This window comes from Mesorhizobium sp. M0011 (assembly GCF_040324155.1).
GTDB lineage: Bacteria > Pseudomonadota > Alphaproteobacteria > Rhizobiales > Rhizobiaceae > Mesorhizobium.
The window spans coordinates 162,817-183,309 of the sequence record NZ_JAMYVQ010000007.1 but is presented as its reverse complement, the minus strand read 5'-3'; the positions used below and the strand labels follow the sequence as shown (position 1 = coordinate 183,309).

22 protein-coding genes are annotated in these 20,493 nt (G+C 62.6%); 14 read left to right on the top strand and 8 right to left on the bottom strand.

Features of this window, described 5'->3' with window-relative positions:
* The first annotated feature begins 2 nt into the window (after positions 1–2).
* The 4 genes from sufD (at position 3) to sufA (ending at position 3,418) form a co-directional block, all read left to right on the top strand.
* A complete protein-coding gene (gene sufD, locus NKK51_RS10910; RefSeq protein ID WP_352552744.1) occupies positions 3–1,271 on the top strand; it encodes a Fe-S cluster assembly protein SufD in 1,269 nt (422 codons plus the stop codon).
* Between the two features lie 4 nt (positions 1,272–1,275).
* The gene (locus NKK51_RS10905; RefSeq protein ID WP_352552742.1) at positions 1,276–2,520 is read left to right on the top strand and encodes a cysteine desulfurase; all 1,245 of its coding nucleotides are present in this window, start codon (positions 1,276–1,278) and stop codon (positions 2,518–2,520) included.
* Positions 2,521–2,541: 21 nt separating this feature from the next.
* The gene (locus tag NKK51_RS10900; protein WP_023810315.1) at positions 2,542–2,934 is read left to right on the top strand and encodes an SUF system Fe-S cluster assembly protein; all 393 of its coding nucleotides are present in this window, start codon (positions 2,542–2,544) and stop codon (positions 2,932–2,934) included.
* 103 nt (positions 2,935–3,037) lie between these two features.
* Complete coding sequence (gene sufA, locus NKK51_RS10895) at positions 3,038–3,418, top strand: Fe-S cluster assembly scaffold SufA (RefSeq protein WP_023810316.1); 381 nt, start codon at positions 3,038–3,040, stop codon at positions 3,416–3,418.
* Positions 3,419–3,667: 249 nt separating this feature from the next.
* Here the strand turns inward: sufA and NKK51_RS10890 are convergent, their stop codons facing one another.
* A complete protein-coding gene (locus NKK51_RS10890) occupies positions 3,668–4,165 on the bottom strand; it encodes a GFA family protein (protein WP_352552740.1) in 498 nt (165 codons plus the stop codon).
* Between the two features lie 91 nt (positions 4,166–4,256).
* Here NKK51_RS10890 and NKK51_RS10885 point away from each other — a divergent pair, with 91 nt between their 5' ends.
* Complete coding sequence (locus NKK51_RS10885) at positions 4,257–4,580, top strand: TfoX/Sxy family protein (RefSeq protein ID WP_128303267.1); 324 nt, start codon at positions 4,257–4,259, stop codon at positions 4,578–4,580.
* Between the two features lie 207 nt (positions 4,581–4,787).
* Here NKK51_RS10885 and NKK51_RS10880 read toward each other — a convergent pair whose 3' ends face one another.
* Both NKK51_RS10880 and NKK51_RS10875 read right to left on the bottom strand, forming a co-directional pair.
* A complete protein-coding gene (locus tag NKK51_RS10880; RefSeq protein WP_128303268.1) occupies positions 4,788–5,705 on the bottom strand; it encodes a pseudouridine-5'-phosphate glycosidase in 918 nt (305 codons plus the stop codon).
* 75 nt (positions 5,706–5,780) lie between these two features.
* The gene (locus NKK51_RS10875; RefSeq protein ID WP_352552738.1) at positions 5,781–6,725 is read right to left on the bottom strand and encodes a carbohydrate kinase family protein; all 945 of its coding nucleotides are present in this window, start codon (positions 6,723–6,725) and stop codon (positions 5,781–5,783) included.
* A gap of 280 nt (positions 6,726–7,005) precedes the next feature.
* On the opposite strand from NKK51_RS10875, the gene recA reads away from it, so the two are divergent.
* Both recA and alaS read left to right on the top strand, forming a co-directional pair.
* Positions 7,006–8,106 carry a recombinase RecA gene (gene recA / locus NKK51_RS10870; RefSeq protein ID WP_023810321.1) on the top strand — a complete coding sequence of 367 codons (1,101 nt, stop codon included), beginning with the start codon at positions 7,006–7,008 and terminating at the stop codon, positions 8,104–8,106.
* A 297-nt stretch (positions 8,107–8,403) separates the two neighbouring features.
* A complete protein-coding gene (gene alaS / locus NKK51_RS10865) occupies positions 8,404–11,070 on the top strand; it encodes an alanine--tRNA ligase (RefSeq protein WP_352552736.1) in 2,667 nt (888 codons plus the stop codon).
* 6 nt (positions 11,071–11,076) lie between these two features.
* Here the strand turns inward: alaS and NKK51_RS10860 are convergent, their stop codons facing one another.
* From NKK51_RS10860 to NKK51_RS10850, 3 genes are read right to left on the bottom strand one after another with little or no spacing between them, the layout of a single operon-like run.
* On the bottom strand, positions 11,077–11,658 hold the full coding sequence (locus NKK51_RS10860; RefSeq protein WP_352552734.1) for a demethoxyubiquinone hydroxylase family protein: 582 nt from the start codon (positions 11,656–11,658) through the stop codon (positions 11,077–11,079).
* A gap of 15 nt (positions 11,659–11,673) precedes the next feature.
* A complete protein-coding gene (locus NKK51_RS10855; RefSeq protein ID WP_352552732.1) occupies positions 11,674–12,294 on the bottom strand; it encodes a glutathione S-transferase family protein in 621 nt (206 codons plus the stop codon).
* A gap of 10 nt (positions 12,295–12,304) precedes the next feature.
* Positions 12,305–13,516 carry an NADP-dependent isocitrate dehydrogenase gene (locus NKK51_RS10850; RefSeq protein ID WP_352552730.1) on the bottom strand — a complete coding sequence of 404 codons (1,212 nt, stop codon included), beginning with the start codon at positions 13,514–13,516 and terminating at the stop codon, positions 12,305–12,307.
* Positions 13,517–13,731: 215 nt separating this feature from the next.
* Here NKK51_RS10850 and NKK51_RS10845 point away from each other — a divergent pair, with 215 nt between their 5' ends.
* The 3 genes from NKK51_RS10845 to NKK51_RS10835 all read left to right on the top strand — a co-directional run bounded on the left by NKK51_RS10845 (position 13,732) and on the right by NKK51_RS10835 (position 15,698).
* On the top strand, positions 13,732–14,652 hold the full coding sequence (locus tag NKK51_RS10845; protein WP_352552728.1) for an RNA methyltransferase: 921 nt from the start codon (positions 13,732–13,734) through the stop codon (positions 14,650–14,652).
* The gene (gene murI, locus NKK51_RS10840) at positions 14,645–15,445 is read left to right on the top strand and encodes a glutamate racemase (RefSeq protein WP_023810327.1); all 801 of its coding nucleotides are present in this window, start codon (positions 14,645–14,647) and stop codon (positions 15,443–15,445) included. The genes NKK51_RS10845 and murI overlap by 8 nt, the downstream gene beginning before the upstream one ends.
* A gap of 64 nt (positions 15,446–15,509) precedes the next feature.
* Entirely contained in the window at positions 15,510–15,698 is a 189-nt protein-coding gene (locus tag NKK51_RS10835) for a DUF3008 family protein (RefSeq protein ID WP_023810328.1), read from the top strand.
* Between the two features lie 84 nt (positions 15,699–15,782).
* Here NKK51_RS10835 and NKK51_RS10830 read toward each other — a convergent pair whose 3' ends face one another.
* A complete protein-coding gene (locus tag NKK51_RS10830; protein WP_023810329.1) occupies positions 15,783–15,992 on the bottom strand; it encodes a hypothetical protein in 210 nt (69 codons plus the stop codon).
* Between the two features lie 374 nt (positions 15,993–16,366).
* Between NKK51_RS10830 and rpsD the strand changes: the two genes are divergently transcribed.
* The 4 genes from rpsD to NKK51_RS10810 all read left to right on the top strand — a co-directional run bounded on the left by rpsD (position 16,367) and on the right by NKK51_RS10810 (position 19,262).
* Complete coding sequence (gene rpsD, locus NKK51_RS10825; RefSeq protein WP_023759539.1) at positions 16,367–16,984, top strand: 30S ribosomal protein S4; 618 nt, start codon at positions 16,367–16,369, stop codon at positions 16,982–16,984.
* 107 nt (positions 16,985–17,091) lie between these two features.
* Entirely contained in the window at positions 17,092–17,976 is an 885-nt protein-coding gene (ttcA, locus tag NKK51_RS10820) for a tRNA 2-thiocytidine(32) synthetase TtcA (RefSeq protein WP_352552726.1), read from the top strand.
* Positions 17,966–18,793 carry an inositol monophosphatase family protein gene (locus tag NKK51_RS10815; RefSeq protein ID WP_023810331.1) on the top strand — a complete coding sequence of 276 codons (828 nt, stop codon included), beginning with the start codon at positions 17,966–17,968 and terminating at the stop codon, positions 18,791–18,793. The genes ttcA and NKK51_RS10815 overlap by 11 nt, the downstream gene beginning before the upstream one ends.
* Positions 18,794–18,854: 61 nt before the next feature.
* On the top strand, positions 18,855–19,262 hold the full coding sequence (locus NKK51_RS10810; protein ID WP_023810332.1) for a UCP034077 family protein: 408 nt from the start codon (positions 18,855–18,857) through the stop codon (positions 19,260–19,262).
* Here the strand turns inward: NKK51_RS10810 and NKK51_RS10805 are convergent.
* Positions 19,259–20,443 (bottom strand): multidrug effflux MFS transporter, encoded by a 1,185-nt coding sequence (locus NKK51_RS10805; RefSeq protein ID WP_245486115.1) that lies wholly within the window; start codon positions 20,441–20,443, stop codon positions 19,259–19,261. The genes NKK51_RS10810 and NKK51_RS10805 overlap by 4 nt on opposite strands.
* Positions 20,444–20,493: the final 50 nt, after the last annotated feature.

The window sequence follows — 20,493 nt, the reverse complement described above, 5'->3', positions numbered from 1 at the left end:
TAATGAATATGCACACACAGCCCCAGCGGACACCGGCCGAGACAGCGTTGATCGACGCGTTCGGCGACCGATTGTCGCTGCTGCCGGGCGACGGCGCGGTGATGCTGAAGCGCGACGACGCCATCGAGACGATCAAGCACGGCCTGCCGACGCGGCGCGTCGAATCCTGGCACTATACCGACCTGCGCCGGTTGCTGAATACCGTGCCGGACTTCGACCCGGCCGCCATGGCCAAAGCCATCGCACCGATCGTCGAAGGTTCCGCCGTGGTGTCGATCCTGAACGGCAAGTCCGACGCCAAGGTGCCTGTCCTTGAAGGCGTCACCTTCCAGCGCCTTTCGGAAAAGCTGATCGACGGCAGCATCGCACCGGGGCTCGATCCCTATGGCAGCGACGATGCCATCGGCGCGCTGAACACGGCTTTCGTTGCCGATGGTTATTTCATCGATATTGCCGATGGGACGAAGCTGGAAAAGCCGATCGAACTGCAGAACCTGCAGGCTGGCGGCCAGACGCATGTGCGCCTGCCCGTGCGCGTCGGCGCCAGCGCCAAGGCCGTCATCGTCGAACGGCAGACGGGTGATGGCGCTGCCTTGAGCAGCTCGGTAAGTCAGATCGTGCTCGACGAGGGCGCCGAGGTAACGTGGCTGGTCGTCCAGGAGCAGCCGGAAACGGCGACGCATCTGGCGCAGTTCAAGGCCCATATCGGCAAGAATGCGAAACTGACGCTGTTCGTCATGAACGCCGGCGGCAAGCTCGTGCGCCAGGAGATCATGGTCAGGACGACTGGCGAAGGCGCCGATTTCAAGCTTCGCGGCATCAACCTGCTGGCCGGCGACACCCACACCGACGTGACCATGGTGCTCGACCACGCCGTGCCGCACACGACCTCTACGGAAGTGATCCGCAATGTGGTGACGGGCAAGGCGCGCGGTGTGTTCCAGGGCCGCATCAACGTCCATCAATATGCGCAGAAGACCAACGCCAAGATGGCCTGCAACACGCTGCTTTTGTCGGACGATGGCGAGTTCTCGACCAAGCCGGAGCTTGAAATCTTCGCCGACGACGTGATTTGCGGCCACGGCGCGACGGTCACCGAAATCGACCACGACCATCTGTTCTACCTGATGGCGCGCGGCGTCGACGAGAAAAGCGCGCGGGGGCTGCTCGTGAAGGCCTTCGTCGCGGAGGTGATCGAGGAACTGGAGGACGAGGCGATCGTCGAGGCGCTGGAAGCGCGGCTCGACGGCTGGTTCGTGGCACACGGGTGATCTGATGAACGCACCGGGCAAGAGCGGAGATTTCTACGACGTCGAAGCGATTCGCCGCGATTTCCCGATCCTGTCGCGGGAAGTCTACGGCAAGCCGCTGGTCTATCTCGACAATGGCGCCTCGGCACAGAAGCCGCAGGTGGTGCTGGACACAATCCAGCATGCCTATTCCCAGGAATACGCCAACGTCCATCGCGGCCTGCATTTTCTCTCGAACGCCGCGACCGACGCCTACGAAAAGGCCCGTGAGACGGTGCGCCGCTTCCTCAACGCGCCAAGCACCGACAACATCGTCTTCACCTCGAACACGACTTCGGCCATCAACACGGTCGCCTATGGCTATGGCATGCCCAACATCGGCGAGGGCGACGAGATCGTGCTGTCGATCATGGAGCACCACTCCAATATCGTGCCGTGGCATTTCATCCGCGAGCGGCAGGGCGCCAAACTGGTCTGGGTGCCGGTCGACGATCTCGGCGTATTCCACATCGACGAATTCGAGAAGCGGCTGACCGACCGCACCAAGCTGGTCGCCATCACGCAGATGTCGAATGCGCTGGGCACGGTGACGCCGATCAAGGAGATCGTGCGCATTGCGCATGCGCGTGGAATTCCCGTCCTTGTAGACGGCAGCCAGAGCGCCGTGCATATGCCGATCGATGTGCAGGATCTCGACTGCGACTTCTTCGTCTTCACCGGCCACAAGGTCTACGGCCCGTCGGGCATCGGCGTGCTCTACGGCAAGAAGGACATTCTCGCTGGCATGCGGCCCTTCATGGGCGGCGGCGAGATGATCGAGGAGGTGACGGAAGACATCGTCACCTACAACGAGCCGCCCCACCGTTTCGAAGCCGGCACGCCGCCGATCGTCCAGGCGATCGGGCTGGGTGCTGCGCTCGACTATATGGAAAAAATCGGCCGCGAGCGCATCGCCGCGCATGAGGAAGATCTCAAGAATTACGCGCATGAGCGGCTGCGCGCCATCAATTCGCTGCGCATCTTCGGCGATGCGCCTGGCAAGGGCGCCATCATCTCGTTTGAACTGCAAGGCATTCATGCGCATGACGTGTCGATGGTGATCGACAGGCAGGGCGTTGCTGTCCGCGCCGGCACCCATTGCGCCCAGCCGCTGTTGAAACGGTTCGGCGTAACCTCCACATGCAGGGCATCGTTCGGCATGTATAATACCAGGGCCGAAGTCGACGCTTTGGCCGAGGCGCTTGAAAAAGCGCGCAAATTCTTTGGATGACGATTTTTTTGGGTGACGACCATGGATGATGCAAGCATCGCAGCCGAGACCATTCCGGAAACAGCGCCCAATGCGCTGGTTTCGGGATCGGCCATTCCAGCCGACGAGCTGGCGCGGCTGACCGACGACATCGTCTCGGCGCTGAAGACCGTCTACGATCCGGAAATCCCAGCCGATATCTACGAGCTCGGCCTGATCTATAAGATCGACATCGAGGACAATCGCTCGGTCAAGATCGACATGACGCTGACCGCTCCGGGCTGCCCTGTCGCCGGCGAAATGCCCGGCTGGGTGGAGAATGCCGTCGGCGCCGTCGAAGGCGTGTCCGGCGTCGAGGTCAACATGACTTTCGACCCGCCATGGTCGGCCGACCGCATGTCGGAAGAGGCGCAGGTGGCGGTGGGTTGGTACTAGCCCGACAGAGGCTGGTGCACTTGCACCAGGGATAAAACTTCACCATTTTAGGTGAGGAATCATTCGGCAGGCCTTGAACCTGCATGGAATGGAAGGAAAAAGAATGGGACGCTTCGCCGTCATCACGATGACCGAAAAGGCCGCCGACCGGGTGCGCGAGATTGTCGCCACCCGCGACAACGCGCATGGCATCCGCCTCGGCATCAAGAAGGGCGGCTGCGCCGGGATGGAATATACGGTCGATCTGGTGACCGAGCCCAACACCAAGGACGACCATATCGAGCGCGATGGCGCGCATGTCTATGTGGCGCCCGAGGCAGCGCTATTCCTGTTCGGCACCGAGATGGATTTCGAGCAGACGACGCTTCGCACCGGCTTCACATTCCGCAACCCGAACCAGAGTTCGGCTTGCGGTTGCGGCGAATCCGTCGAACTCAAGCCGGCCGACCTGAAGGCGCTGGCAGAAGCACGCGCCTCGGCCTGATCTTCCAGCCCCGTAAGCGGCAGGGGTGATCGCATATGACTGGCTTGCGCTCTACGAATACCCCCTTAATCCCTCCCCACAAGGGGGAGGGAGACTTGGTAGGCGCTGATTCCGCAAATCCCCGAGGTTTCGACGCCAAAAGGATGGCGCGCGGCAGCGTTCCCTCCCCCTTGTGGGGAGGGTTAGGGTGGGGGTCCTCTTCGTAAAAACCCATATGCAATCGCCCCGCCGTAAACGGGGTGAAGGACGCTAATCCACCCACATGCCCGTCCGCTTGTGCCAGTCGGCGATCGATTCCTCGGGATAGACGTCGAAGACCTTGTCATGCTTGCCAACCTCCGGCTCCACCCAGTTCGCCTTGTATTTCAGCATCAGGTGCACCTTGCTTGGCGGAATGGGTAAATCGCTGTCGATCGCCGAGGCGAAGGGATGCACCAGTTCCGGCCATGTCGGATCGTAGAGCCAAAGGGCCGCCCCGCATTTCTTGCAGAAATTGCGCTCGCCGGTCGAGATTTCGCAATGCGGATGCTCGTCGTCCTCGATCTCCGCCCGAAAGACGCCGAGGCTGCGCTTGCCCCTGATGTTCAGTGTTTCGTTGTCCGCACCGAGATTGATGGCAAACCCGCCGCCGCCCTGCTGCTTGCGGCAGATCGAACAGTAGCACAGCATGAATGGCGCCGGCGTGTGGCTCTCCACCTCGAAACGCACGGCATTGCAGCGGCAGGACCCTTTGAGCAGGACGGGCATGGCGGGAAACTCCGATCGACCTCACACAACCTGTCAGCATGATTTTGGTTGCGGCGATGACAAGGCCAAACGCCGGTGACATGATCGCGGCATGGACAATGAACGCATCGCCGAACTGTTCGAGGGCCTCGGCCCTGTCAGCATCCGCAAACTGTTCGGCGGCAAGGGCATCTATTTCGACGGTGTCATCGTCGCCATCGTGCTGCGCGGTGAGTTGATGCTGAAGGCCGACGAGCAAAGCGCGCCCGAGTTCGAGGCCGCCGGCTGCACGCAATGGACCTATACCGGCTCGCGCCACGGCAAGCTGGTCGCCATGCCCTACTGGGGCGTTCCCGACAGCGCTTTCGATGATCCCGACGAGATGGCGGCCTGGGTACGGCGGGCGTATGCGGCTGGACGGCGGGCGGGGAAGTGATGCCAGCCTTGGGACGGTCGAGGGACACCACCCCCCTCTGGCCTGCCGGCCATCTCCCCCGCAAGGGGGGAGATTGGCGGTTTCACCGTCTGCCTGCTTTTTTCAACGTTGAAGATTGGCAGAGGCGTTGACGACATTCGATCTCCCCCCTTGCGGGGGAGATGTCCGGCAGGACAGAGGGGGGTGCTGTGTCCCGCCGACGTTGGCCTACAACGCCTTCGCAATCCGTGCCGCCAGCCGCGCGTTGTTTTCCACCAGCGCGATGTTGGTCTTGAGGCTCCTGCCGCCGGTCAGTTCGAGGATTTTCGACAGCAGGAAGGGTGTCACCGCCTTGCCGGTCACGTTGAGCGCTTCTGCGGCCTTCTGCGCGGCGTCGATATAGCCCGCCATCTCCTCAGCCGGGATTTCATGGTTTTCCGGCACAGGATTGGCGATCAGCATGCCGCCGGCGAGCCCCAGCGCTGCCCTCGTCTGGTAGAAATGCGCGATCTCTTCCGGCTCGTGCAAGGTCAGCGGCGCGCGGAATGGCGAATGTCGCGACCAGAAGGCTGGCATCGTCTCGCAGCCATGGCCGATCACCGGCACGCCGCGCGTCTCCAGCACCTCCAGCGTCTTTTCGATGTCGAGGATCGCCTTGGCGCCGGCCGAGACGACGATGACCGGGGTGCGCGCCAGCTCGTCGAGATCGGCGGAAATGTCAAAACTCTTTTCGGCGCCCTTGTGCACGCCGCCAATGCCGCCGGTGGCGAACACTTTTATGCCGACCATATGCGCCGCGATCATCGTGGCGGCGACCGTGGTGCCACCGGTGCGCCCTTGCGCCACGGCAAAACCGAGATCGGCGCGCGACAGCTTCATGGCGTCGCCCGTCATCGCCAGCGATTCGCGCTCGCCGTCCGAAAGCCCGATCTTGATGCGGCCGCCAACCACGGCGATGGTCGCCGGCACGGCGCCGCCATCGGTGATGATCTTTTCGACATCGGCCGCCATGGCGCCATTGTCGGGGTAGGGCATGCCATGGGTGATGATGGTGCTTTCCAGCGCCACCACCGGCCGGCCGGCCGCCAGGGCCTGCGCCACCGGCGCGTGGATGTCGATGAAGGGGCGGGCGGTCTCAGGGGTCATCAGGGTCTCCAATCCGGAATGCAGCGCGTCCGTCGGGACATCAGGCAACATCGTGGCACTATGAATTTGCCGGTCTCATGCCACTTCCCTGGCATCCGGCACAAGAGCCAATGCCTCAGTGAAATCAGCCGCGGTGAACTCCGGAACGGCGTTGGCGCTTTCGATGGCAAGCGTCGCCCCGGCAATGCCTTCGCGCAGTGCTGACCGCAGGGGCAGTCCGCGCAGCAAAGCAGCGACCGTTGCGCCCGCCAGGGCATCGCCGGCCCCGGTGACGTCAGCGACCTTTCTTGGCGGCGGCGGCAGGATCGAGAAGGCGCCGGCTTCATCGAAGCCCAGCATGGGCTCGCTGCCCGCCGTCACCACGCCGCTGACGAGGCCGCTGCATCGCAACCCGTCGACGACCTCGCGCTCCGTGGCAGTCGCGGCGACGCCGGCCAGCACCATGGCCTCGCGCCGGTTCATGAAGACGAGCGAGAGCTCCTTCAGCACCGGTATCAGCCGCGTTACCTTGGCAGGCGAAATTGCAATGGCGAAAACCGGCTTGCCCGTGGCGAGCGCGACCAGCCGTTCCAGCGCCGAAGAGGGCAGGTTGGCGTCGCACAGGATCGCATCGGCGGCAGCGATCACCTCCCGCACCTTGGAGCGCCTGATCTGCTTGGGAAACGCCAAATCATAGAGCGCCATATCGGCAAAGCCGACGATCAGCTCGCCTTCGCTGTCGATCAGCGCCGTGTAGCTCGGCGTCGTGCGGTCGAGGAAGACCGCCGACAGGTCGGTAATGCCTGCCTCGGCAATGGCTCGCGAAACGGTGTCGGCAGCGGCATCGCCGCCGCGAACCGATATGAGCGACGCGGAGACGCCGCGCCGCACGGCACTGCGCAAAGCGTTGAAGACGCCGCCGCCGACATCCTCGCGCATCGTGCCGGGATTGGAGGCAGCCGGCACGTAAGCGCCGGACACCTGGCCGCGCCGGTCGATATGGGCGCCGCCTACGGCCAGTATGTTCGCGGATTTCAGCATGCCGGCGATATGACCTTTGTTATTCCAGCCGCACAAGCGCTAGGCTGCGCGACGGAGCTTCGCATGCAAGGCGGCGATTCGGCAGATCGAAACAGCCGAGCCGTCTGGCCCAACGTGTGGCGCATCCCTGATCGAATCCTTGGACAAAAAAAGAACAAATCCGGATATCGTTTGTTTTTCAGATATTTGACCCCTCTTGCCAAATGAGAACAAAAAAGGTACAAATAGGCAGGGATTACGGATTGTCCGGCCTTCATTGACGACCAAGGGGTGATGTATCATGGCTCAGAATTCTTTGCGGCTGGTAGAGGACAAGGCAGTGGACAAATCAAAGGCTCTGGATGCGGCGCTGTCGCAGATCGAGCGGGCTTTCGGCAAGGGCTCGATCATGCGGCTCGGCGCCAACGATCAGGTCGTCGAGATTGAAACGGTGCCGACCGGCTCGCTTGGCCTCGACATCGCGCTTGGTGTCGGTGGCTTGCCGCGCGGTCGCATCATCGAGATCTACGGGCCGGAAAGCTCGGGCAAGACGACGCTGGCGCTGCACACGGTGGCGGAAGCCCAGAAGAAGGGCGGCATCTGCGCCTTCGTCGATGCCGAGCACGCGCTTGACCCGGTCTATGCCCGCAAGCTTGGCGTCGATCTCGAAAACCTTCTGATCTCGCAGCCTGACACGGGTGAGCAGGCGCTGGAAATCTGCGACACGCTGGTGCGCTCCGGCGCCATCGACGTGCTGGTGGTCGATTCGGTCGCGGCGCTGACGCCACGCGCCGAAATTGAAGGTGAGATGGGCGATTCGCTGCCCGGCCTGCAGGCCCGCTTGATGAGCCAGGCGCTGCGCAAGCTGACCGCTTCGATCTCGCGCTCCAACACCATGGTCATCTTCATCAACCAGATCCGCATGAAGATCGGCGTCATGTTTGGTTCGCCCGAGACCACGACGGGCGGCAACGCGCTGAAATTCTACGCTTCGGTGCGTCTTGACATCCGCCGCATCGGCTCGATCAAGGACCGCGACGAGGTTGTCGGCAACCAGACCCGCGTCAAGGTGGTCAAGAACAAGCTGGCGCCGCCCTTCAAGGTGGTGGAATTCGACATCATGTTTGGTGAGGGCGTGTCCAAAACCGGCGAACTGGTCGATCTCGGGGTCAAGGCCGGTATTGTCGAGAAGTCTGGCGCCTGGTTTTCTTATAATTCGCAGCGTCTCGGCCAGGGCCGCGAAAATGCCAAGCTGTTCCTGCGTGACAATCCCGACACGGCACGCGAGATCGAGTTGTCGATCAGGCAGAATGCCGGGCTGATCGCCGAGAAATTCCTCGAGAATGGCGGCCCTGAGCGCGGCGAAGACGACGGTTTCGAGGAAGAATCCGGCGCCATGTAACAGCCTCGTGCGCGATGCCGGCCGGAGTTCGGCCATAATCGCGTTCTATTATCTCAGGCTTATGTAATTGAGTTCCGCGTTATTGCGTTTCGAAACCGCCGGCCCAGTGCCGGCGGTTTTGCGTTTGGCGGCGAAAACAGGCCCGGTTCGAATGGCCGCAAAGGCCGTGGATTGGACCAATTCCGTGTTTCTGGACAGGGTGAGGCGCGGCGGCTAAAAGGCCAAGTCCTAATCTTCTAAAAACGCAGAGCCCATTTCCGCCGGTTTGCCGGCGGCTCTTCCGAAAAGGCAGCATTCATGAGTGGCGTGAACGAGATCCGGTCGACATTTCTCGACTACTTCCGCAAGGAGGGTCACGAGATCGTCGCGTCGAGCCCGCTGGTGCCGCGCAACGATCCGACACTGATGTTCACCAACGCCGGCATGGTGCAGTTCAAGAATGTCTTCACCGGTTTGGAGAAGCGGCCCTATTCGCGCGCTTCGACCGCCCAGAAGAGCGTGCGCGCCGGCGGCAAGCACAACGACCTCGACAATGTCGGCTACACCGCGCGCCATCTGACCTTCTTCGAGATGCTCGGCAATTTTTCCTTTGGCGACTACTTCAAGGAGCGCGCCATCGAGCTTGCCTGGAACCTGATCACCAGGGAGTTCGGGCTGAACAAGGACAAGCTGCTGGTCACCGTCTATCATACGGACGACGAGGCGGCCGGTTTCTGGAAGAAGATCGCCGGGTTTTCCGACGACCGCATCATTCGCATCGCGACATCGGACAATTTCTGGGCGATGGGCGACACCGGCCCGTGCGGTCCGTGTTCGGAGATCTTCATCGACCGCGGCGAACACATCTGGGGCGGCCCTCCCGGCAGCCCGGAGGAGGATGGCGACCGTTTCCTGGAATTCTGGAACCTGGTGTTCATGCAGTATGAACAGGTGACGAAGGAGGAGCGGATCGACCTGCCGCGCCCCTCGATCGACACCGGCATGGGCCTGGAGCGCATGGCGTCCATCCTGCAAGGGGTGGAAAGCGTCTTCGAGACCGATCTGTTCCGTCACCTGATCGACGCGGCCTCGTCCGCGATCGGGCATGGTCCCGACAAGGAGACTGTCGCGTCCTACCGGGTCATTGCCGATCATCTGCGCTCGTCCTCCTTCCTGGTCGCCGATGGCGTGCTGCCTTCGAACGAAGGCCGTGGCTATGTCCTGCGCCGCATCATGCGCCGCGCCATGCGTCATGCGCAGTTGCTCGGTGCCAACGAACCGCTGATGTGGAAGCTGGTGCCGGCGCTGGTGCGCGAAATGGGTCAGGCCTATCCGGAACTGCTGCGCGGCGAACAGTTGATCACCGAGACGCTGAAGCTCGAGGAGACCAGGTTTCGCAAGACGCTGGTGCGCGGCCTCGGCCTGCTTTCGGAGGCGACGGAAACGCTGCATGCCGGCGACATGCTGGACGGCGAAACGGCCTTCAAGCTTTACGACACCTACGGCTTCCCGCTCGATCTGACGCAGGACGCACTGCGCCAGCGCAACATCTCGGTCGATCTTGCCGGCTTCACCAATGCTATGGAGCAGCAGAAAACCGAGGCGCGCAAGCATTGGGCTGGGTCCGGCGACGCGGCCACCGAGACCATCTGGTTCTCCCTGCGCGAGAAGGCAGGCGCCACCGAGTTTCTCGGCTACGAGACGGAGCAGGCGGAAGGCATCATCCAGGCGCTTGTCCGGGACGGCAAGACCGTCGACAGCGCCGGCAAGGGCGATGCGGTGGCGATCGTCGTCAACCAGACGCCGTTCTATGCAGAGTCCGGCGGCCAGGTGGGCGACACCGGCATCATTTCAGGCGAGGGGTTCTCGATCGAGGTTTCCGATACGCAGAAGAAGGCTGATGGGCTGTTCGTGCATATCGGCAAGGTAGCCGGCGGCACGGTCAAGACCGGTGCCGCCGTCGAGCTGAAGGTCGATCACGCGCGCCGCACCAGGCTGCGCGCCAACCATTCCGCGACGCACCTGATCCATGAGGCGCTGCGCGAGGTGCTGGGCAGCCATGTCGCGCAGAAGGGCTCGCTGGTGGCGCCGGAGCGCCTGCGCTTCGACATCTCGCACAACAAGCCCATATCGGCCGAGGATCTCGAAGAGGTCGAGCGGATGGCCAACGAGATCGTCGTGCAGAACAGCCCGGTGTCCACGCGCCTGATGTCGGTCGACGATGCCATCGCCGAAGGCGCCATGGCGCTGTTTGGCGAGAAGTATGGTGACGAAGTGCGCGTCGTGTCGATGGGCACTGGCGTGCATGGCGCCAAGGCCAACCGGCCCTATTCGGTCGAGCTCTGCGGCGGCACCCATGTCAGGGCCACCGGCGACATCGGTCTGGTGCGTGTCGTGTCGGACAGCGCGGTCGCTGCAGGTGTGCGCCGCATAGAGGCGTTGACCGGCGAAGCCGCGCGCAAGCATCTCGACGAACAGGACCGGCGTCTGAAATCGGTCGCAGCAGTGCTGAAGATCTCGCCGGCCGACGTGCAGGCGCGTGTCGAGGCGCTGCTCGATGAGCGCAAGAAGCTCGAAAAGGAGCTGACCGAAGCGCGCAAGAAGCTGGCGCTGGGCGGCGGTGCCGGGGCAGGTGCGCCGTCGGAGAACGAGACCGTGGCGGGCGTCGGCTTCCTTGGCAAGGCGGTCTCCGGCGTCTCGCCGAAGGATTTGAAGCCGCTGGCCGATGCCGGCAAGACCTCGCTCGGTTCCGGCGTCGTCGTCTTCGTCGGTGCCGGCGAGGACAACAAGGCAAGCGTCGTCGTCGCTGTCACTGATGATCTCGTCGGCCGCTTCAGCGCCGTCGATCTGGTGCGCGTGGCCTCCGCCGCATTGGGCGGGCAGGGCGGCGGCGGTCGGCCCGATATGGCGCAGGCCGGCGGCCCGGATGCCTCCAAGGCTGCCGATGCCATTGCCGCGGTAAGGGCTGCGCTGGAGGCAGCATAGCGCCCATCAGGGCTGCTTCGCAGCCTTCAGCGCGCGCGTCATTCTGCTGGAGTCGCCCCAGGTGGACAGCCAGATCAGGCAGTCCGTGGCGACTGAAATCATCGCTCGTAGAAGGTTCAGCAATGGGCCGGGCGACTTCAGCTGCTCTTCGGCGTGATGGAGATGGGCAAGCTCTTCCTCGCGGATCGCCAGGATGATGCCGTGCAGTTCGCCATCGCGTTCGGCGAGGAAAAACAGCTGATCGTCGAGATGGCGATGCACCGCCGCTTCGACCGCTGCGGTGCAGGCCCAGATGCCTTGCGGTCCGAGCAGGGCGGTCAGAAAACCCAGCAGCCAGCCGCCCCAGCTCCAGAATTGCATCACCCGGCACGGTCGCGACTGCCGCAACGGCATGGCGGCACGGAAGGCGGCACAGTGATTGCGCTCGTGCCCAAGCATCTCCGACAAGGACGGCACGCAATCTGGCCAAAAGCGCTTGGCGACAAGAATCTGCGCCGAATAGATTCGGATCGCCCCGAACTCGCCGGCGTGGTTCACTCGGACTATTCTGGCGACCGTGAGTGCGTCCTGGTGAGAAAGATCATCCATGGACGCGCCCAAGCCTTATGTCAGCCGGTTGGCAAAGCGTGGGAGCTTTGCAACGCGATCCCACCAGGCCTGGATCTCGGCAAACTCGGCCAGCAGCTTTTGCCCCTCGGCGGCCTTGACGAAATAGCCGATGATCGGTGCTGCATGCAGGTCGGCCAGTGTCAGCCGATCGCCCAGCAACCACGAGCCCGGCGCTTTCAGCGAAGAGAGCGTCTGCAGCGCTTTGCTCGCCTGCGAAATGCCATTGGCGATCAGGGTCTCGTCGGGCGCATCCTTCTCCAGCCGCTCGACGGCGACATCCCAGACCATCGACCTGTAGGCGTAGGCGTCGAGCATGCCGATGATCTGGTTCATCCGTGCGCGGCCGCGAGCCTCCGTCGGCTGAAGGCTCGGCCCGTCGAATACTTCGTCGACATATCTGGCAATCGCGCTCGTCTCGAAGAGCCGAAACCCGTCATGCTCGAACGCCGGGATGCGGCCGAACGGATGGTGCTCGAAATAACAGGCGGGAATGCCGCCAGTGGCGAAGACATCGACCGGCACAAGCTCGTAGTCGAGGGCTTTTTCCTCGAGCGCAAGGCGGACGATGCGCACATAGACGCTGTAATCCGCCCCGTAGACGACCGGCTTGGCCATAGGCCCAAGCTTACGCCATCGCCTTCTGCAGGTTCTCGTCGATCTTGTCGAGGAAGCCGGTGGTCGAAAGCCATGGCTGGTCGGGACCGATCAGCAGCGACAGGTCCTTGGTCATGAAACCGGACTCCACCGTCTGGATGCAGACCCTTTCCAGCGTCTCGGCGAAGCGCCTCAGTTCGGCATTGTCGTCGAGCTTGGCACGGTGGGCGAGGCCACGCGTCCAGGCGAAGATCGAGGCGATCGAATTGGTCGAGGTCTCCTCGCCCTTCTGGTGCTGGCGATAGTGGCGGGTGACGGTGCCGTGCGCGGCTTCCGCTTCCACTGTCTTGCCGTCCGGCGTCATCAGCACGGAGGTCATCAGGCCGAGCGACCCAAAACCTTGCGCCACCGTGTCGGACTGGACGTCGCCGTCATAGTTCTTGCAGGCCCAGACATAGCCACCCGACCATTTCAGGCTGGAGGCCACCATGTCGTCGATCAGGCGGTGCTCGTACCACAGCTTCTTCGACTTGAACTCGGCCTCGAATTCCGCCTCGTAGACTTCCTGGAAGATGTCCTTGAAGCGGCCGTCATAGGCCTTGAGGATGGTGTTCTTGGTCGACAGATAGACCGGATAGTTGCGCAGCAGGCCGTAGTTCAGCGAGGCGCGGGCGAATTCGCGGATCGAGTCGTCGAGATTGTACATGGCCATGGCGACACCGGCGCCCGGCGCGTCGTACACGTCATGCTCGATCACCTTGCCGTCCTCGCCGACGAACTTGATCGTCAGCTTGCCCTTGCCGGGAAAGCGGAAATCGGTGGCGCGGTACTGGTCGCCGAACGCATGACGGCCGACGATGATCGGCTTGGTCCAGCCGGGCACCAGCCGCGGCACATTCTTCATGATGATCGGTTCACGGAAGATCGTGCCGCCGAGGATGTTGCGGATGGTGCCGTTCGGCGACTTCCACATCTTCTTCAGCTTGAATTCCTCGACGCGCTGCTCGTCGGGGGTGATCGTCGCGCATTTCACGCCGACGCCGTGTTTCTTGATGGCGTTGGCCGAATCGATGGTCACCTGGTCGTTGGTGGCGTCGCGGTGCTCGATGCCGAGGTCGTAATATTCAAGCTTGAGGTCGAGATAAGGATGGATCAGCTTGTCCTTGATGAACTGCCAGATGATGCGGGTCATCTCGTCGCCGTCGAGTTCGACGACCGGGTTCGCCACCTTGATCTTCGCCATGGAAAGAATGCCTCGTTGCTGGGATATGGGACGGCCTTGCCCGCGTGGCGTTGGGCCGGGAGATGTCGCCCGTATATCAAAGCGCTTTTGGCCACGCAAACGGCGATCGGTCACGAATTGGAGGCCAGAGCCGTCGTCATTTGCGAATGCTTCATTTTCCCGGCCGAATGTGGCAGGGACGCTGAAATGCCGCAAACAGCAGTTCATTGACAATCATGCCCGTCATCAAAGATCCCGATAGCATTGCAGTCGCCGGCCCGGCGATCATCCTCGTTGAGCCTCAGCTTGGCGAGAACATTGGCATGGTCGCGCGCGCCATGGCCAATTTCGGTCTGTCGGAGCTGCGCCTGGTCAACCCGCGTGATGGTTGGCCGAGCGAGAAGGCGCGCGCGGCGGCCAGCCGCGCCGATCATGTCATCGACGCTGTCACCGTCTTCGACGATTTGGCCTCGGCGCTCGCCGACCTGAACTTTGTCTTCGCCACCACGGCCAGGCAGCGCGACGGCTTCAAATCCGTGCGCGGGCCGGTGGAGGCGGGCAGGCTGCTGCGGGCGCGCCACACAATGGGCCAGCGCACCGGCATCCTGTTCGGACGCGAACGCTTCGGCCTCTACAATGACGAGGTCGGCCTGGCCGACGAGATCGTCACTTTCCCGGTCGATCCCGATTTCTCTTCGCTCAACATCGCCCAGGCCGCGCTGCTGATGTCCTATGAATGGATGAAGTCCGGCCTGGAAGACGAGACCAAGACCAATTTTTCCGGCCCGGACATGAAGCCGGCAAGCAAGGAAGAATTGCACGGCCTGTTTGCGTATCTGGAAGGCGCATTGGAAGCGCGCGGCTATTTCCGGCCGGCACCGAAGAAGCCGAAAATGATCGACAATCTGCGTGCGGTGCTGACACGCCCTGGCTTTGCCGAACCGGAGCTCAAGGTGCTGCGCGGCATCATCTCGTCGCTCGACAGGTTTTCGCCGGCGATCCCGCGCGGCGATGGTTCCCCTGGCGACGACCCGCGGCGCTTGCCCGCGGCCGCCGCGCGTGCCCGCAAAGCGGAAGCGGGGCGCCAACCGCCCGACGCCAATGGTGACGACAATGACATACCGCCGTTGGGCGGCAAGGGCACCGACAATGACTGAGCGGCCGATCCTGATGTTCGATTCGGGCATCGGCGGGCTTACCGTGCTGCGCGAGGCGCGCGTGCTGATGCCCGACCGCCGCTTCATCTATGTCGCCGACGACGCTGCGTTTCCCTACGGCGCTTGGGAAGAGCCGGCGCTGAGGGCGCATATACTCGAATTGTTCGGCAAACTGCTTGAGCGCTTTGCGCCGGCCATTTCCGTCATCGCCTGCAACACCGCCTCGACGTTGGTGATCGATGCGCTGCGTGATAGATTTCCCGAGCATCCTTTCGTCGGCATGGTGCCTGCGATCAAGCCGGCGGCGGAACGCACGCGCTCAGGGCTGGTTTCGGTGCTGGCGACGCCTGGCACCGTCAAGCGCCAATACACGCGCGACCTGATCAGCAAATGGGCGCAGAAATGCCATGTCCGCCTGGTCGGCAGCGACAGGCTGGCGGGACTGGCTGAGATCTACATGCGTGAGGGCTTCGTCGATGAAGAAGCCGTGCGCACCGAGATTACGCCGTGCTTCGTCGAACATGATGCGCTGCGTACGGATATCGTCGTGCTCGCCTGCACACACTACCCCTTTCTGGCCAATCGCATGCGCAAGACGGCGCCCTGGCCGGTCGATTGGCTCGACCCCGCTGAAGCGATCGCGCGCCGGGCGCTGTCGCTTCTCGCCGACATCGATCCGAGCGGTCGTGGCGAGATGCTGCCTGAAGGCCCCGACCTTGCCGTCTTCACATCGAAAAGAGCCGATTTTCCGACCCGTCGCCTAATACAGGGCTTCGGGCTGGCGATGTCGTGATTCCGAAGCGGAACATCACGGCAGTCGTTGCGTTTTTCTCCAGATTCTAACGGGAGAAAGAGCCATGCCAGCCACCTCGAAAGCCCAGCAGAAAGCCGCCGGCGCGGCTCTGTCGGCCAAGCGCGGCGAGACCAAGAAGAGCGAACTCCAGGGCGCTTCCAAGGGAATGTACGAATCGATGAGCGAAAAGCAGCTCGAGGAATTCGCCGAGACGAAGCGCAAGGGCCTGCCGGAGAAGAAGTCGAAAGACTAAGGGTTAAGCATCCGGAATCAAAGAGCCCGCGGCCAAGACCGCGGGCTTTGAAATGATATCGGCCGCCTGAGACCGGATAGGAGCCTACCAGCGCCCGCTGCAGCGCTTGATCTTGTAGCGTATGACCTTCTTGTGGCCGTGCCGCCAGATAACCTTCTTCTTGATCACGATGCGGCAAGCCTGGTGATGCCGGTGTCCTTGCCAATGCCTGGCCTCCGCCGGCTCCGGTGTCAGGACCGCCATGGATCCCGCCAACACAGCGGCTCCTGTCAGGGTAAGGAAGAATTTCTTCATGCGAATGTAGCTCCTCTGCTCCGGTCCCTTCCTGATGCCGCTGGCGCAACCTCCCGCCACATCCGGCACTGCACTCAACCCAGAGACGCTATATCGTCGCCATGGCCTACGCCAGCCACAAGCTTGACACCGGTTAAATCTCCGTTTAATCAGCGCCCCAACACCGGGCCGCAATGCCCGGTGGTTTTCTTTATGTGCGCAAGATGCGTGGAAATCCAATTCTACTATCTTGTTTGAACTGACGTGTCCCGTGGGTTTTCCGCCGCGTTGCGTGGGAAAACCCTGTCAGGTCTCGAAAACGGAGGCCAGAGGAGGGCGCGTTTCCTTCACCCGGACCATGAGGTTCCGGGTGTATTGTTTTGAAAGGGAATGCGATGAGCAAGCGCGAATCCGCGAAGTACAAGATCGACCGCCGTCTCGGCGAAAATATCTGGGGCCGCCCGAAGTCCCCGGTCAACAAGCGTGAATACGGTCCTGGCCAGCATGGCCAGCGCCGCAAGGGCAAGCTTTCCGATTTCGGCCTGCAGCTGCGCGCCAAGCAGAAGCTGAAGGGTCACTATGGCGATGTTTCGGAAAAGCAGTTCCGCAAGGTCTATGAAGAGGCTGACCGCCGCAAGGGCGACACCTCGGAGAACCTGATCGGCCTGCTCGAATCGCGTCTCGACGCGGTCGTCTACCGCGCCAAGTTCGTGCCGACCATTTTCGCCGCCCGTCAGTTCGTCAACCACGGCCACGTCAACGTCAACGGCAAGCGTGTCAATATCGGCTCGTATCGCTGCAAGCCGGGCGATGTCGTCGAAGTGCGCGAAAAGTCCAAGCAGCTGGTCATCGTTCTGGAAGCGGTCGGTCTCGCCGAGCGCGACGTGCCGGACTACATCGAAGCCGATCACAACAAGATGGTCGCGACCTTCTCGCGCATCCCTGGCCTTGCGGACGTTCCGTTCGCCGTGCAGATGGAACCGAACCTGGTCGTCGAATTCTATTCGCGCTAAACGAGCGCGTTCTGCGATACCAAGCAAAGGCCGCCTGTCGAGGCGGCCTTTTCTTTGTCGGTCATGTCCGCTAATCCGGCGCTCTGGGCCACTGAAAGCGACATGCCATGAACATGCTTCCAGACATCGAACCGATCGCCGACAGCGAAGGCGGCTTCCATCCGCTGTTCGCCGACGTGCCGTCCTCGGTCGAATTCAACAAATTGCGCAAGCGGCTGCTGCGGCTGACCCGGCAGGCGATCGAGGATTTCTCGATGGTCACGCCCGGCCAGCGCTGGCTCGTTGCCCTGTCTGGCGGCAAGGATTCCTACGGCCTGCTCGCGGTGCTGCTCGACCTTAAATGGCGCGGGCTCTTGCCGGTCGATCTTCTGGCCTGCAATCTCGATCAGGGCCAGCCCAATTTCCCCAAACATATCCTGCCGGACTATCTCGACAGCCACGGCATTGCCCACCGGATCGAGTATCAGGACACCTATTCCGTCGTCACCGACAAGCTTCCTGCGGGCAGCACCTATTGCTCGCTCTGCTCGCGCCTCAGGCGCGGCCATCTCTACCGCATAGCGCGCGAGGAGGGGTGCTCGGCGCTGGTGCTCGGCCACCATCGTGAGGACATTCTCGAAACCTTCTTCATGAACCTCTTCCATGGCGGCCGTCTCGCCGCCATGCCGCCAAAACTGCTCAACGACGAAGGCGACGTCATGGTGCTGCGGCCATTGAGCTACTGCGCCGAGGCCGATCTGGAAAAATTCGCTGCCGCCATGCAATTTCCGATCATTCCCTGCGATCTCTGCGGCAGCCAGGAAGGTCTTCAGCGCAACGCCATGAAGGCGATGCTCGAGGACCTGGAAAAGCGCATGCCAGGCCGCAAGGATACGATGCTGCGCGCGCTGTCGAACAGCAGGCCATCGCATCTGCTCGACAGAAAGCTGTTCGACTTCGCTGCGCTCAATGAGACCCTCAGCACAAGGCAAGATATTTCCGATGACATTTGACGACACCGCGATCGACTGGCTGGCCGGCATTCTGGCCGAGGCGGCGCTGACCGAGATCATGCCGCGCTTTCGCCGGCTTGGTGAGGGCGACATCCGCCAGAAGACGTCGGCTGCCGACCTTGTGACCGAAGCCGACGTCAATGCCGAGCGGCTGATCGCCGCGCGGCTGCGCGAGCGCTATCCCCAGGCGATGATCGTCGGCGAGGAGGCCTGTTCCGACAATCCGGCACTGCTCGATGGTCTGGGCGATGCCGATCTGGCCTTCGTCATCGATCCGGTCGACGGCACTTTCAACTTCGCCTCCGGCGTGCCGCTGTTCGGCGTCATGCTGGCGGTCGTGGTCCAGGGCGAGACGGTTGCCGGCATCATCCACGATCCCGTCGGCAAGGACTGGCTGATCAGTGCCAGGGGCGCTGGCAGCCATATCCGGCATGCGCATGGCAGCCTGGAGAAGGTGCATGTCGCGGCACCTGCGCCGATCGCGCAGATGACCGGCTCCGTCTCCTGGCAATATATGGCCGAGCCGGAGCGGTCGCGGCTGGCGCGCAACCAGACGAAGATCCTGTCGCAATTCGCCTATCGCTGCGCCGCGCACGAATACCGCCTGTTGGCGAGCGGCCATGCCCACTTCGTCGTCTACAACAAGCTGATGCCGTGGGATCATCTGGCCGGCGTGCTGATCCATGCCGAGGCCGGCGGCCACGCGGCGCGCTTCGACGGCAGCACCTATCTGCCCTCGCATCTCGGCGGCGGCCTGCTTGTCGCGCCCGATCGCGAAAGCTGGGACGAATTGCGCCGCGAACTCTGGGCGCAATAGGATTAATTGCTGCGTTAGCCGAAGGAGCGATGCTATCTTACGCAAATCCGGAGGCTCTCGAATGAAACCTCGGTTCGCATTTGTCGCCACGGCTCTTGCCGCCGTCTTGTTTGCCAGTTCCCAGGAAGCAACATCGCAAGAGCGCAGCTGTCGCAGTCCGGATCCCGTCGATACGATAAAGGAGATGTCGGACGCGATCTATGCCTGCTGGAAGCCGCCACCCGGAACCGCGGGCATGTCCCTCACGTTGCGGTTCTCGCTTCGCCGCGACGGCACATTGATCGGCAAGCCTCGCGCCACATATTCCGATCTGGGCGCCGATGCCCAGCTCAGCCGGGCCTTCGTGGCCTCAATCCTCAAGGCACTGGATGAAGCTCTGCCATTGCCCTTTTCGCACAGCATGGGTGGAGCAATCGCGGGGCGCATGCTTGCTCCTCGATTCACGGCAGCTCTTGAAGGTGCCTCCTAATGCAAGTCGGTGATGTGCCCTGAAACGGGCGGGTTCTGTGGCTGGAACATCTTGCCGCGCTCGGCGATGAAGATCATCAGCAGCGCCGCGACCGAGACGCTGCAGAAGCCGGCGGCCAGCGGCGTCACCGTGCCGTTGAAGGCCTGGCCGATCAGCGTGCCGAGAATGCCGCCGAGAAACGTCTGCATGAAACCGAGGATCGACGACGCCGTGCCGGCCAGTTGGCCGAGCGGCTCCATGGCCAGCGCGTTGAAGTTCGCGCCGAGCGCACCGAACGGAAGCATGGCACAGGCAAAGAAGGTGATGAACAGCCAGAGCGGCATCTTCATTTCCAGCGAAACGACCAGCCAGGCAAGGCTGATGACCAGGAACAGCAGCAGCGCGCTCTGCGACAGGCGGCGCATGCCGATGCGGCCGACAAGGCGCGAATTCAGAAAGTTGGAGAAGGCGAGCACGCCCGCAACCCCGGCGAAGATGACCGGGAACATCTCGCCGACATGGAAGATGTCCACATAGATCTGCTGCGCCGAAGCGATGAAGCCGAACATGGCGCCGAAGATGAAGGTGCTGGCGAAGGCATAGCAGATCGCAATGCGGTTGGTGAGCACGATGCGAAACCCACCGACAATGGAGTTCACGGTCAGCGGCCGGCGATGTTCGGGATGCAGCGTTTCAGGCAGGCGCAGCAGCGACCAGGCCGAGACGAGGAGCGCACCGACGGCCATGGTGACAAAGATCCAATGCCAGGTCGCGAACAGCATGATGAACTGGCCGATGCCGGGAGCAATGACCGGTATCGCCATGAACACCATGAAGATCAGCGACATCACCTCGGCCATGCGCCGGCCGTCGAACGTATCGCGCACGATGGAGACGGCGATGACGCGGGTGGCGGCCGCACCGATGCCTTGCACGGCTCGGCACAGCAGAAGTGTTTCAAAGCTTGGCGCAATGGCGGCAGCCGCCGCCGCGGCGACATAAATCACCAGCCCGGCGACCAGCGGTGCGCGACGCCCGAAGCGATCCGAGATCGGCCCGAAGAACAACTGTCCGCCGCCGAAGCCCAGAATGTAGGCCGTTATGACGTACTGCCGGTGGTTTTCATTTTCGACGCCGAGCGAGGCGCCGATCTGCTGCAGCGCGGGCAGCATGATATCGATGGCCAGCGAGTTCAGCGCCATGAGCGCCGCGCACAGGGCTATGAACTCCCAGCGCGGAATGGGCAGTTTGC

Coding starts and splice junctions, on each gene's coding strand:
- sufA (WP_023810316.1), top strand. CDS start 3,038: ATGGGACGCTTCGCCGTCATCACGATGACCGAAAAGGCCGCCGACCGG.
- NKK51_RS10875 (WP_352552738.1), bottom strand. CDS start 6,725: ATGCTGAAATCCGCGAACATACTGGCCGTAGGCGGCGCCCATATCGAC.
- NKK51_RS10835 (WP_023810328.1), top strand. CDS start 15,510: ATGCCAGCCACCTCGAAAGCCCAGCAGAAAGCCGCCGGCGCGGCTCTG.
- NKK51_RS10815 (WP_023810331.1), top strand. CDS start 17,966: ATGACATTTGACGACACCGCGATCGACTGGCTGGCCGGCATTCTGGCC.
- NKK51_RS10885 (WP_128303267.1), top strand. CDS start 4,257: ATGGACAATGAACGCATCGCCGAACTGTTCGAGGGCCTCGGCCCTGTC.
- NKK51_RS10850 (WP_352552730.1), bottom strand. CDS start 13,516: ATGGCGAAGATCAAGGTGGCGAACCCGGTCGTCGAACTCGACGGCGAC.
- NKK51_RS10855 (WP_352552732.1), bottom strand. CDS start 12,294: ATGGCCAAGCCGGTCGTCTACGGGGCGGATTACAGCGTCTATGTGCGC.
- NKK51_RS10880 (WP_128303268.1), bottom strand. CDS start 5,705: ATGACCCCTGAGACCGCCCGCCCCTTCATCGACATCCACGCGCCGGTG.
- NKK51_RS10845 (WP_352552728.1), top strand. CDS start 13,732: ATGCCCGTCATCAAAGATCCCGATAGCATTGCAGTCGCCGGCCCGGCG.
- NKK51_RS10830 (WP_023810329.1), bottom strand. CDS start 15,992: ATGAAGAAATTCTTCCTTACCCTGACAGGAGCCGCTGTGTTGGCGGGA.
- sufD (WP_352552744.1), top strand. CDS start 3: ATGAATATGCACACACAGCCCCAGCGGACACCGGCCGAGACAGCGTTG.
- NKK51_RS10905 (WP_352552742.1), top strand. CDS start 1,276: ATGAACGCACCGGGCAAGAGCGGAGATTTCTACGACGTCGAAGCGATT.
- alaS (WP_352552736.1), top strand. CDS start 8,404: ATGAGTGGCGTGAACGAGATCCGGTCGACATTTCTCGACTACTTCCGC.
- recA (WP_023810321.1), top strand. CDS start 7,006: ATGGCTCAGAATTCTTTGCGGCTGGTAGAGGACAAGGCAGTGGACAAA.
- NKK51_RS10890 (WP_352552740.1), bottom strand. CDS start 4,165: ATGCCCGTCCTGCTCAAAGGGTCCTGCCGCTGCAATGCCGTGCGTTTC.
- NKK51_RS10805 (WP_245486115.1), bottom strand. CDS start 20,443: ATGGCGCTGAACTCGCTGGCCATCGATATCATGCTGCCCGCGCTGCAG.
- ttcA (WP_352552726.1), top strand. CDS start 17,092: ATGAACATGCTTCCAGACATCGAACCGATCGCCGACAGCGAAGGCGGC.
- murI (WP_023810327.1), top strand. CDS start 14,645: ATGACTGAGCGGCCGATCCTGATGTTCGATTCGGGCATCGGCGGGCTT.
- NKK51_RS10900 (WP_023810315.1), top strand. CDS start 2,542: ATGGATGATGCAAGCATCGCAGCCGAGACCATTCCGGAAACAGCGCCC.
- NKK51_RS10860 (WP_352552734.1), bottom strand. CDS start 11,658: ATGGATGATCTTTCTCACCAGGACGCACTCACGGTCGCCAGAATAGTC.
- rpsD (WP_023759539.1), top strand. CDS start 16,367: ATGAGCAAGCGCGAATCCGCGAAGTACAAGATCGACCGCCGTCTCGGC.
- NKK51_RS10810 (WP_023810332.1), top strand. CDS start 18,855: ATGAAACCTCGGTTCGCATTTGTCGCCACGGCTCTTGCCGCCGTCTTG.